This window comes from Flavobacterium gelatinilyticum, from assembly GCF_027111295.1.
In the GTDB taxonomy this organism is placed as follows: Bacteria; Bacteroidota; Bacteroidia; order Flavobacteriales; family Flavobacteriaceae; genus Flavobacterium; species Flavobacterium gelatinilyticum.
The window spans coordinates 3,071,297-3,083,797 of the sequence record NZ_CP114287.1; the positions used below are offsets into that span (position 1 = coordinate 3,071,297).

General features: G+C 35.9%; 10 protein-coding genes and 1 tRNA gene. 3 read left to right on the forward strand and 8 right to left on the reverse strand.

The window, feature by feature from the left end; translation table 11 throughout:
* Window positions 1–119: 119 nt before the first annotated feature.
* Complete coding sequence (locus OZP11_RS12995; protein ID WP_281230992.1) at window positions 120–506, reverse strand: DUF423 domain-containing protein; 387 nt, start codon at window positions 504–506, stop codon at window positions 120–122.
* A 188-nt stretch (window positions 507–694) separates the two neighbouring features.
* Between OZP11_RS12995 and OZP11_RS13000 the strand changes: the two genes are divergently transcribed.
* Window positions 695–2,059 (forward strand): saccharopine dehydrogenase family protein, encoded by a 1,365-nt coding sequence (locus tag OZP11_RS13000; RefSeq protein ID WP_281230993.1) that lies wholly within the window; start codon window positions 695–697, stop codon window positions 2,057–2,059.
* Window positions 2,060–2,438: 379 nt separating this feature from the next.
* Here the strand turns inward: OZP11_RS13000 and OZP11_RS13005 are convergent, their stop codons facing one another.
* Complete coding sequence (locus tag OZP11_RS13005; protein WP_281230994.1) at window positions 2,439–3,827, reverse strand: dipeptidase; 1,389 nt, start codon at window positions 3,825–3,827, stop codon at window positions 2,439–2,441.
* A 110-nt stretch (window positions 3,828–3,937) separates the two neighbouring features.
* Here OZP11_RS13005 and OZP11_RS13010 point away from each other — a divergent pair.
* Window positions 3,938–4,019, forward strand: a tRNA-Leu gene (locus OZP11_RS13010).
* A 235-nt stretch (window positions 4,020–4,254) separates the two neighbouring features.
* Here OZP11_RS13010 and OZP11_RS13015 read toward each other — a convergent pair.
* Together OZP11_RS13015 and OZP11_RS13020 are read right to left on the reverse strand one after the other, a co-directional pair.
* Window positions 4,255–4,494 carry a hypothetical protein gene (locus OZP11_RS13015; RefSeq protein WP_281230995.1) on the reverse strand — a complete coding sequence of 80 codons (240 nt, stop codon included), beginning with the start codon at window positions 4,492–4,494 and terminating at the stop codon, window positions 4,255–4,257.
* A 670-nt stretch (window positions 4,495–5,164) separates the two neighbouring features.
* Entirely contained in the window at window positions 5,165–5,827 is a 663-nt protein-coding gene (locus OZP11_RS13020) for an HAD family hydrolase (RefSeq protein WP_281230996.1), read from the reverse strand.
* Window positions 5,828–5,943: 116 nt separating this feature from the next.
* On the opposite strand from OZP11_RS13020, the gene OZP11_RS13025 reads away from it, so the two are divergent.
* Window positions 5,944–6,564 (forward strand): hypothetical protein, encoded by a 621-nt coding sequence (locus tag OZP11_RS13025; protein ID WP_281230997.1) that lies wholly within the window; start codon window positions 5,944–5,946, stop codon window positions 6,562–6,564.
* A 352-nt stretch (window positions 6,565–6,916) separates the two neighbouring features.
* Here the strand turns inward: OZP11_RS13025 and OZP11_RS13030 are convergent, their stop codons facing one another.
* From OZP11_RS13030 to OZP11_RS13045, 4 genes are all read right to left on the reverse strand, one after another.
* A complete protein-coding gene (locus OZP11_RS13030; protein WP_281230998.1) occupies window positions 6,917–8,503 on the reverse strand; it encodes an efflux MFS transporter permease in 1,587 nt (528 codons plus the stop codon).
* 1 nt (window position 8,504) lies between these two features.
* The gene (locus tag OZP11_RS13035; protein ID WP_281230999.1) at window positions 8,505–9,557 is read right to left on the reverse strand and encodes an HlyD family secretion protein; all 1,053 of its coding nucleotides are present in this window, start codon (window positions 9,555–9,557) and stop codon (window positions 8,505–8,507) included.
* A gap of 95 nt (window positions 9,558–9,652) precedes the next feature.
* Entirely contained in the window at window positions 9,653–11,014 is a 1,362-nt protein-coding gene (locus tag OZP11_RS13040; RefSeq protein WP_281231000.1) for a TolC family protein, read from the reverse strand.
* A 422-nt stretch (window positions 11,015–11,436) separates the two neighbouring features.
* Window positions 11,437–12,261: a helix-turn-helix transcriptional regulator gene (locus OZP11_RS13045; protein ID WP_281231001.1), complete on the reverse strand. Its 825-nt coding sequence runs from the start codon at window positions 12,259–12,261 to the stop codon at window positions 11,437–11,439.
* Between the last annotated feature and the right edge of the window lie 240 nt (window positions 12,262–12,501).

The following is a 12,501-nucleotide window of genomic DNA, read 5'->3' on the forward strand; positions in this document are numbered from 1 at the left end:
TGTTATATTTTTTATCAAAGGAGATAAAAAGCAATAAAAATTCACATAAGTAACCTTATATGTTAATTATGAGACAAAATTAAAGATTAATTTTTAGACAGAATTTTTTTTTCGGGATTTTATGATTTTTTCCTCAAAATCGAAAGAAATAATACCGCCCAGCCAATAATTAATAGGAATCCGCCCAAAGGTGTTGCGAATACGATAAATTTAAAATCGAATAACGTCAGGCTTTTTGTAGACAATAAATAGATCGATCCGCTAAAAAGAACCACTCCGGCAACTACTAAATTGTAGATTGTTTTTACTGTTTTTTCGGCAATTTCTTTGCGTGTAGAAAGGAAAAGAAGAAACAAAGCATGGTACATTTGATAACGTACTCCTACCTCAAAAGTATTTAATTCATCAACCGTTAAATATTTTTTTAGAAGATGCGCGCCAAAAGCACCTAATATAATGGCCAGCATTCCTATAAAAGTTCCAGTTAAAACTATTCTTCTTTTCATGTTTTCTTAACTTTAAAATTTAAACAAAAATACGGTATCGCAGTCAATTTTCATTTGCGTTTTTTAAAAATATTTCAGGAAAAAAACATTCTTTTTCAAGTAAAAATCACAGAAAAAAATAATCATTTCAATAATTTAATTTGTTATAATTATAACATTTTAGTATGTTTGTGTTAAATACTTAAATTATGAGAAGCGTTTTAATAATTGGAGCAGGAAGATCTGCATCTTCCTTGATACGGTATCTGCTTGCCAAATCAGAAAGTGAAAACCTCCATCTTGTTGTTGCCGATTTATCTTTGGCTCTAGCCGAGAAAAAAACGCAGAAACATCCCAACGCAACTCCTATTGCTTTAGATATTTTTAATAAAGAAGAAAGACAAACCGCAATTTCAAAAGCTTCTATCGTAATTTCGATGCTTCCGGCACATTTGCATATCGAAATTGCAAAAGACTGTCTTTTGTTTAAAAAACATCTCGTAACAGCTTCTTATATAAGTGATGCCATGCAGGCTCTTGATGAAGAAGCAAAGCAGCACAACCTCATCTTCATGAACGAAATAGGTCTTGATCCCGGAATAGACCACATGAGTGCCATGAAAGTAATTGACGAAATCCGTTCAAAAGGCGGTAATATGCTTCTTTTTGAATCGTTTTGCGGCGGTTTGGTCGCTCCGGAATACGATACCAATTTGTGGAATTATAAATTTACCTGGGCGCCAAGAAACGTGGTTCTTGCCGGACAAGGCGGTGCAGCCAAATTTATTCAGGAAGGCACTTATAAATATATTCCGTACAGCGCTTTGTTTAGAAGAACGGAATTTCTTGAAGTCGAAGGTTACGGAAAATTCGAAGCGTATTCAAACCGTGATTCACTTAAATACAGGTCGGTTTATGGTTTAGACGATGTTCTTACATTATATAGAGGAACCATTCGCAGGGTTGGTTTTTCACGCGCGTGGAATATGTTTGTTCAGCTGGGCATGACTGATGACAGCTATATCATGGAAGATTCTGAAACGATGAGCTATCGCCAGTTTACAAATTCATTTCTGCCCTATCACCCAACTGATTCTGTCGAAATTAAAACGCGCTTAATTTTAAAAATCGATCAGGACGATATTATGTGGGACAAACTTTTGGAGCTGGATTTATTTAACCCCAACAAAATAGTAAATCTTCCAAACGCAACTCCGGCTCAAATTTTAGAAAAAATCTTAACCGACAGCTGGACTCTGGAACCGGAAGATAAAGACATGATCGTGATGTATCATAAATTTGGTTACGAACTAAACGGCGAAAAGAAACAAATAGACTCAAAAATGGTCTGCATTGGCGATGATCAAACCTATACGGCAATGGCAAAAACAGTCGGACTTCCGGTTGCAATAGCGACTTTGCTTATCCTGAACGGAAAAATCACAACTCCGGGCGTTCAGCTTCCGATACGAAAAGAGGTTTACAACCCAATATTAAAAGAATTAGAAGAGTATGGTGTAATTTTTAACGAACAAACCATGCCTTATTTTGGATATAACCCGGATTTATTTTAGTCCGGATCACAATTTTATTTTTAGAATTTTTTTAGTTGAATTTTCCGCTTCTGTTTCAAGAAGCGGATTTTTTGTTTTTTTTTCTAAAGTGACAGAGAGACATAGAAACAAAGTGGTAAAGGTTTTCCCTTCTTTATGGATTTTAAAGTACATGAATTACTTTCGGCTTTAGCCAAAATAATTCCCGGCTTATTAGAATATTTATTTTGGGGACTTAAATACCTAACAGGTTTTAAAAACCTGTTAGGATAACAACCAGGCAAAAAAAATCCGCTCATTTCTGAACGGATTTTCTATAAAGTCAGCTTGGTTAAAGTTTAGAACTTTGACAAAGCTTCAAAATTTAAAATCTTTGTGCTTTATTCCTTCGTGGTAAAACTTATTTACTCAATTCCACAAAGTACTTATAAAACAACGGAATTGTCTCAATACCTTTTAAGTAATTAAAAATCCCGAAATGTTCGTTTGGAGAGTGAATTGCATCGCTGTCTAATCCGAATCCCATTAAGATTGTTTTACTTTTTAATTCCTTCTCAAACAAGGCTACAATAGGAATACTTCCTCCTGAACGAACCGGAATTGCCGGAACTCCAAAAGTCTGCGTATATGCTTTGTTAGCCGCCTGATACCCTACGCTGTCAATTGGCGTAACATAACCTTGTCCGCCATGATGAGGCGTTACTTTTACGGTAACTCCCGCCGGAGCAATACTTGTAAAGTGTTTTGTAAAAAGTTCTGTAATCTCTTCCCAATCCTGATTAGGAACCAAACGCATAGAGATTTTTGCAAAAGCTTTGCTCGCAATAACCGTTTTAGCACCTTCTCCTGTGTAACCGCCCCAGATTCCGTTTACGTCTAATGTTGGACGAATTGAGTTTCTTTCGTTTGTTACATATCCTTTTTCACCATAAACATCGGCGATGTTTAGAGCATTTTTATATTTTTCTAAGCTAAAAGGCGCTTTTGCCATTTCGGCTCTTTCTTCTGTCGATAATTCCTGAACCTTATCGTAGAATCCCGGAATCGTAATATGATTGTTTTCGTCGTGAAGAGAAGCAATCATTTTTGCCAGAACATTAATTGGGTTCGCCACAGCACCTCCGTATAAACCAGAATGCAAATCACGGTTTGGGCCTGTAACTTCTACCTCAACATAACTTAAACCTCTTAAACCTGTCGTGATAGACGGCTGCTGGTTTGAAATCATTCCGGTATCTGAAATAAGGATAACATCATTTTTTAGTTTTTCCTGATTGCGTTCTACGAACCACGCCAAACTTGCAGAACCTACTTCTTCCTCACCTTCGATCATGAATTTTACGTTACAAGGCAGTTCATTGTTCTGTACCATATATTCAAGCGCTTTTACGTGCATGAACATTTGTCCTTTGTCGTCGCAGGCACCGCGGGCAAAAATGGCACCTTCGGGGTGAATATCAGTAGTTTTTATAACCGGCTCAAATGGCGGCGAAGTCCATAATTCTAACGGATCCGGCGGTTGTACATCGTAGTGTCCGTAAACTAAAACCGTTGGAAGATTTGGGTCTATTATTTTTTCTCCATAAATAATTGGGTAACCTGGAGTATCACAAATTTCAACTAAATCGCAGCCCGCTTTAGATAAACTTTCTTTTACAGCTTCTGCCGTGTCGATTACGTCTTGAGAATATGCAGTGTCGGCACTAACCGACGGAATTTTTAATAATTCGATCAATTCATTGATAAACCGATCTTTATGTTGTTGAACGTAGGACTTAATATTTTCCATTTAAATAATTTTTATAGAAAACCAAAAGTACAAAAAAGAGAATTAAAAAAAATTTTCAAAAAATGCTTTGATTATTCAAAAGTATGCTTATCTTTGCACCCACAATTACCGCGGATATGGCGAAATTGGTAGACGTGCCAGACTTAGGATCTGGTGCCGCAAGGCGTGTAGGTTCGAGTCCTATTATCCGCACTAAAAAGAAGCTTCTGAAGATTTTTCAGAAGCTTTTTTGTTTTTGGTGTATTTTCTTGCTTAAACAAACATCCACACAATAAGCATAATTATTACCACAAAATCTCCAATATTGTCATTTTGACGTATAGAGAAATCTTCACGAGAAACTCCACAAAGATTGGAATTTCGGCACTTAGTTACTTGCGAAGATTTCTCCTCCGTCGAAATGAACTACGATTAAAACTCAATTTCTTTATTCAATATCAATATCTAAATAAGGATCTAAAACTTCTGCCAATCTATTTAGCCAATAAAAATCATCATCGATATGATTTATTTCAGATTCTAAAGTTTCGCACCCGCGCATTGAGCTTAATGAAAGCGCATAATTAACTTCTCTTATTGTTTTCGCCATATCTTTTGGGTCAATTACTTTTGTAAAGAAACCTTTTAATCTCGTTTCAAGTTCTTCTGAAAGATGATTTGTACTCATAATTTTAGATTTAAAATATCGCAAAAATCATTAGAACTAAATTTCATTTGAACCCATATATGCCTTCAACTTTAATTATTTTTTCCATATAGAAAATTAAACTTCGGCTAAAGCCATTCCCTAAAATCATAAAAAAAACCTCCAGCTAAAGCAGGAGGCAATTTATAAAACTTCATATTTAAACATTTAGTTTGTCATTTCGACGTAAGGAGAAATCCCACGCGGGATTCACGTACTGTTGCGGAGTTTCTAGTGCGATTTTCGTTCCTCGAAATGACAAAACTTTGTGACTTCAGTTATTGAAAACTGTTATGGAGTTACTTGCGGAGATTTCTCGTTCCTCGAAATGACAACTTTACGGAAACTATCTTCCAAAACTGCTGCGGAGTTTCGAGTGTGATTCTTCGTTCCTCGAAATGACAAACTTTATGGTTACGATGCGGAGCTGCTTGCAGAAATTTCTCGTTCCTCGAAATGACAACTTTGCGGCAACTATCTGCCAAAACTGTTGCAGAGTTTCGAGTGAGATTCTTCGTTCCTCAGAATGACAAACTTTGTGGTTATAACTTTAAAATCTCTCGCAAAGGCGCGGAATCGCAAAGTCCAATCACTTTTCACCAATTACTTTTCACTAATTACTTTTCACTAATTACTTTTCACTAATCACTAATTACTTTTTACCTAAAAGCTCAAGAATCTTATCCACATTTACTTCGCTGTAATCGTTGATATAAAAATCACAAGGCGGAAGCTGTTCTTTTGTATGCGTACTTAAAACACCTACAACTTTCATTCCTGCATTTAATCCTGCCGAAACTCCCGAAAAAGAATCTTCGAAAACCACACAGTCAGATGGCGAAACGCCAACACGCTCTGCCGATTTTAAATATACTTCGGGATTTGGTTTATGAAACGTAACATCTTCGCTAGACATCATCGAATCCATTTTTTGGTCGAGTTTCAGGAAATTAGCAATCAAATCGAGATTGGCACGCGGTGCCGATGTTGCAACGGCTGTTTTGAATCCGCGGGATTTTAGTTCTTCCAAAAACTGCATATAATGCGGAATCGTTTCGACTTTGTCTTTGTAAATCTCACGAAACATTCCTTCTTTTTCGTCTTCAAGCTTGATTAATTCTTCTCCTTCGATAGAACGCTTAAAGAAATGTGACATGATATAACTATTGTGTTTTCCGTACATATGTTCTTCAAATTCTTGATTGGTGTACGGAATTTTATATTTATCGAAAAATGCCTCGAAAGCTACTACATGATGCGGATTGGTGTGACAAATCACGCCGTCCATATCAAAAATCACACATTGCTGGCTCATATTATTATTTTATTTTTTAAACGGGTGCAAGATACGATCATTTATACGGTTTGTAAAATTTAGGCGTTTAAGAAAATAAGATATTATAACTTTGTTTTTACAGATTGTACATTATCATGGAAAAAATAAAACACAAAGACAAAAATGTTATTTGGGAAAGCAAAACCAAACAAATCATTTTGATTATTATCTGTTTCTTATTCACTTTCATGGTTTTATGGACAGGAAAAGTGAATGAAATTCGTTTTTGGTTTCCATTAATTTTATTTGGAGGGGGAGGATTCTTTGTTCTTATTAGATTTTTAAACCCAAAAAACTTGTTTGTTTCTCCAAATTCAACATTAGGAAAAGAAATAATTTCTTTGCAGACCGTAGAAAATCAAAACGATTTAGGAATATTTACATACAACGAAGACAGTTTTACCATCGCTGATGAAAATCATTCTAAAACATACAGATGGAACGAAATTAAAACCGTTTTTGCTTATAAAACAGATTTATTAACCGAAGACGAAATTTGTATTGACGTTTATACTCAGGATTCAAACAAATTCACCATTTCTGAATCGACCTGGGGATGGTTTCAATTTATCAGCAGATTAAGCGAAAACATTAAATCCATCAAAATCGATTGGTATGTAAACATCATAAGTCCTGCTTTTGAAAAAAACTTAACCTTACTTTACGATAAAGAAAACCGAAAAGTAGAAGAGATCATAAAACAGGATTTTAATTAATTACTACAAAAGAAATTCTCTAATCTGTGACGAATTACACAGAGATTCGCTGAGTTTTTTTTGAATCTCGCAGAGTCGCTGAGTTTTTTGTTTCACGCAGATTTAAAAAAGATTTTAGCAGATATACGCAGATTATTTATTCTTAAAATCTTAAAAATAAATCTGCTTAAATCTGCAAAATCTGCGTGAAACAAAATCCTTTTAATCTTATTATCCCGATAACTACAGGAAAAGTTAAACAAAGAAATTTTTCAAGATTAATTTTAATTATAAGCATACATAATCCGTTAAACCTGCCAAATCTGCGAGAGAAAAAAATCTTCTGTTAAAAATCCGTGTGAAACCAATCCTTTTAACTAATCCAGAGTTTTTTCTTTTTAAAGAAATTTGCCGTATGTCTTAAATGCTGATTACATGCAATTAGAATTATCAAAACCACTAAACCGTACCCTACGATGGTATAAATTTCCATATCGGCCAACAGGGCGGATTGTTTGGTCACGGTGCCGAAGATCTTTTTCATAGCCAGAACACTCGCATTATCTGCAGAATATCCTTTAGCAATAAAACTTTGTGTGGTTTTAGTGATTGTTTCCTGAGCTTCGGGATTTTCGCCGGTTACGAATTGGCTCAATTTCAGGAAGTGTTTTTTACTCAGGAATACCATTGCATTCTGCATAACGCAAAAACCAATTGTACTTCCCCAAAAACGCCCCGAAACGCCAACAATTCCAGACGAAACCGCCATTTTTGCCGGAACCGATGATGTGGTAAACAGAATTAAGGGAACGAATAAAAATCCAACGCCAATTCCTTGCAAGGTATAAGGAATCACAATATCGCTCAGTGCCACATCGGGCACAAAAAGAAAGGTGAACCAAAAATGGAATACCGCAATAAGCGTAAAACCAATCATGAAAATAACTTTGGTCGATACTGATTTCATCAGAAAAAAAGCAGCCAAAACAAGTCCAATCACGTTTCCTAAAGCATTAATGTACTGCACGCCCGCAACGCGCGAAGGATCCCAGTTCCAGATCGAATACATCGTCGAATGACAAAGACTGAGCGTTGCCCTGCTTATATAGAAAAGGAAAAACAATACAAAACCAATGCGTAGGTTGGCGTATTTAAAAACGTCAAAGTTAAAACTTGGTCTTTTTACCAAAAGTTCTTTAAAGATGAATAAACCGCCGGTAACCATCGAAAAGGCAAGCATGAAAACCATTTCGGCAGAGTCGAACCAGTATTTTTTTTCGGCATAAACAAAAAAGTAGGCACCGCAGAGAATCGAGGTTAAAACCAAAAAATAACTCATCCAGTCGATTTGATACAAAGGAATTTTCTTTGTTATGCGGTGCCCTCTAAAAGTAACTAAGATTAAAAAAACATTGAGAACCTGAAGCATTCCAGAAACATACAACATGTATTTCCAGTCGTAATGATCCAGAAACCAAACAGCAATATTCATAATAAACGGCGTGGACAACAACAACGAGCCATAATAAAATGAAAAACCAATGATAATGGCGTTTTTAGAATTAAACTGTTCTATAAGCAGCTGTCTTATCGTGATTACCGGAAGTGCCATAAGGATCCCCTCTACAACACGCATTAATAAAAAAACAGCAAAATTGGTAATATAAGCCGATGACACAATTGTAATCCCTATTAAGGAATAAACTGCCATGAGGTAATTTTTGGCCGGAAAGAAACTCGAAAACCGGCTTTCTATTAAAATAGTTCCAAGGAGCGTTCCGTACGTTACACACATGGCATACTGAAGATCCTCCGGCTCGACGTCCAGAAAACTTGCCGCATAGGTTACGTTTGATGTATAAACGCCCAATAAAATCATGGAATGTAAAAGACAGACGAACAAAATAATAATGATCGCCCATTTTGGAACCCAGGATTTAAATATACTTATATCTTCCATTTTATTCGTGTGCAGCAACAACGGTAATGTTCATTCCTGCTCTTAAAAAATCGGTTTGTTTGTCATTGCCTTTTAACAGAATTCGCACCGGAATTCGCTGTTCGATTTTTATAAAATTTCCGGTTGCATTATCAGGAGGAAGAAGTGAAAATCTCGCGCCGCTCGCAGGCGATAACGAAGCAACTGTGCCTGTAAAAACTTTATCGCTTACGGCATCGGCTTTAATTTCGACTTCCTGACCAACGGTTAAATACTGCAGCTGCGTTTCTTTAAAATTGGCTGTAACCCACTTTTCTTTGCTTACAATGGAGAGCAGCGACTGGCCTTCTTTCACCATTTGTCCCGGCTGTAAAGTTCTTTTTCCAACCCAGCCGTCGTAAGGAGCCGTGATAATTGTGTACGAAAGAAACAAAGCGGCATTATCAGCAGCAGCCTGTCTTGATGCAATATTCGTTTGCGTTGCAGGCACATTGGCCTGAGCAGCAGAAGTACTTAATGCAGATGAATGAATTCTGTTTTTCATTTCCTGAAAATGCGCCTGAGCCAATTCATACTCGGCTTTGACTTTTTCTAATTGCTGCGAAGTCGCCGCTTCTTCTTTTACCAAAGCTTTATATCGTTCGTATTCGAGTTTGGTTTTCCAAAGATTCGATTTTGCAGCCTCTAACTGTGCTTCATTTATTGCTGTTGCACTTGCTGTATTTATAGCGTTTTTCTCGGCAACTACACTGTTTTGTTTTGCGTTTTGAACATCAGCCAGAGCCACATTTAGTTTCGACTGATATTCTCTGTTATCAATTACCACCAGAGTATCGCCTTTATGTACAAACTGGTTTTCTTCAAAACGAACTTCCTGCACATAACCCGTAATTCTGGACATAATTGGCGTAACGTATTGTTCTACCTGAGCGTCATTGGTTTCTTCGTGGTTTCGATTAAATACATAAAACCAAATCCCTAAAATAAGACCGCTTACCACAAGCCCGCACGCAATAACTGTTATTAGTATATGAAACGATCTGTTTGTACTAGTTTCATTTTTTATCTTAACCATCTTCTATCTCTTTATCTTAGTTTTTTAAGTCTTTTCTCTTGCTTCTTTCTTCTATCAAGTCTTTCCTCTTGCTTCTTTCTTCTAACTTTTCACATTTAACTTCCTGCATTAGGCATAATCCCCGCCGTGTGCATCATCTCATAATGTTTAAGAACCGCATCTAATCGGGTAGAAATTTTATTATATTTCGCCTGCAGCAAAGCATTATCAGCATCGACCATTTCGGTAATTAAAACCAGCTGGTTTAAGTATTTCAGTTTTACGATTCGGTAGTTTTCTTCGGCTAAATCCAGGGCCTTGTCCACAACGACAAACTTTTCAAGGATTTCCTGATATTGTGTGTGTTCTTTGTACAACTGATCCTGAATTTCTTCTTTTATAATTTCAGCCTGCATTTCCTGCACATCGATTCTGGTATTGGCTTTTGCCATTTTGGTTTTGTTTTTATACAAAGCCGAAAGATCAAAACGCGCCTCGATTCCTACCTGACCTAAAGTGTACAAATACGGATTGGGCGGAAAGAATTTGTAGTTTGGATAATAAAATCCATAATTCCCAAAGAAATTTACACTTGGCAGATAATTCCCTTTTACCAATTGCAGTTCAGTCTTACTAATGTTTAGTTCCTGACTTGCCATTCGCATTTCTTCATTCTGCATTGCCTTATTCAAATAAAAATCATAAGGATCTAAACCATTCGTTTCATCCAGATTTGAAGTCGTATCGATAGCAATTTCTTCATTTTCCGGAATCTGAATTAAAGTCTTCAGATCATGAAGCGCTATTTTTATGTTTTTAGAATTTGTAAGCGCGTTAAGCTCACGATCTGAGAGCTGTAATTCGGCACGAATAACTTCATTTTTAGTTACCGTTCCGTGTTTTTGAAGCGACTGCACTTCTTTTAATCGGCTTTTTTCTTCTTTGATGTTTTCTTCAAATATTTTTTGAAGTTCCATCATTTTGTAAATCGCCAGATAGTTGGCCACAACTTCCAGCTCAATATCATTTTCTGTTTTTTCCGATTTTATTTTGGCAATTTCGTTTTCCTGATTCGCAATTTTAATCGCGTTGTTAATCTTGTTTCCAACGTAAATTGGCATTTTAAAAGTCGAATTTACCTCGTAGATTTCAGGAATTGCAGGCGTTACTTCTTTGTCTTTTAAGAAACTGCTTCCTTTAAATTCGGTAATGTTGGTAATTCTGGAGTACATTCCATTTAATTGCACATCCGGCAGTCTGAGTTCTTTTCTTTCTTTAATGTTTTGCTCAGCGAGCGTAATCTCCAGTTGAGATTTTAGAACTTTTTTGTTGTTTTCCTTCGCCAGTTTCATCGCTTCTTGTAAAGAAACTGTATGAACTTCCTGAGCTTGTAAGTTATTGAATGCTAATGCAGTTAAAAGTATCAATAAGCTTCTGGGGAAACAATCTTCTTTAGAGTTTGCTATTTTAAGGAACATGAATATATAAATATTTTACGCGGCAAAGTTCCTTCATTTTTTTATTGGCAGATGATTCTAAAAAGTCAATAACATATTCATTTCGGACAAATGTTAAAATTGCATTTCTAGAAAAAACCATATTAAAACATTGAAAAACAGACAGTTGAAAAAAAGTTATTTCACGCAGATTTGTACAGATTTTAGCAGATGGGCACAGATTTCTTTTTTTTTCTCTCGCAGATTTGGCAGATTGAGCAGATTATTAATTTAAAAATCTGCACAATCTGCTTAAATCTGTACAAATCTGCGTGAAACATTCATTCAGCATTTCAAAAAATCTCCTAAATCTGCGGAATCTGCGAGAGCTATTTTTTTAGCATAGAATAAAAGAAAATCTGCCAAATCAGCTTAAATCATTTTAAATCTGCGTGAAACAAAAATCATTTTCCGCGTTCCAAAATTTCCTCTCCATTTAAGTAATCAGAAGGTCTTTGACCTAAAATCTTGAAAAAAGTATTGCTGAAAGTCGGAACACTATTATAACCTACTTCTAAAGCTACTTCTTTAACAGATAATTTTCTTTCTAGCAAAAGTTCGATTGCTTTAAGAATTCTTCGAATGGTATAATATTGAATAAATGACATCTTGAGATCTTTCTGAAACAAGCGATACAAAGAGCGTTCGCTAAAGCCAAATTCATTTGCCACATCTGCAAACAGAATCGTTTCGCCCAGATTATTTTCAATGTATCGAAGAATTTTTCCAAGTCGTTTATCTTTAGGCTGAGGCAATTCTAAAGGCAGATTATTAGTGCATATTTGCGGAAGAATTGCTTTGATAGCTTTTGCAATCACAAAATTTGGAGTATTTTTTTTCAAATCACCATTCCACTGATTGGTAAACATCATCATTTGGAGCAGTAAATTGTTCACCGGATAAATACCTTCGCTTTTATAAAATTCATCTTCATCTTTTTCAACCGGAAAATAGAGGTTTCGCATCATCACATGTTCTGACTTTGGTTCGATGCTGTGTTCCAATCCAGCCGGAATCCAAATAAAATGTCTTGCAGGCAGAAAATACGATTTCGTTTCAGTAGTCACAAAAACCACATCGCCTTCCGCGTAGAGCATTTGCGCTTTGTTGTGTTTATGCGTTGGAACAAGCAATTCGCCCATTATATCATGATGACAGTAAATACTTTTTTTATCGGCATCTACTTTATTGAGATAATATTTGTCTACTTTGAATGTACTTTGTTCCATAGTATCAAAGATAGGAGAATTTTAACCGCAAAGCACGCAAGGTTTTTTCTAGGATTACGCTTATAAACGCAAAGTTCGCAAAGCTATACGTGTAAACTTTGCGAAAATCTTAACGTTCTTTGCTGTTAAACTATTGGAATAAATCCCAATCTCGACACAGTTTGTCATTTCGACGAAGGAGAAATCACACTAGAAACTCGCCAAAGATTGGCGATTTTCTTTATGGAATCTCGTGTGTGA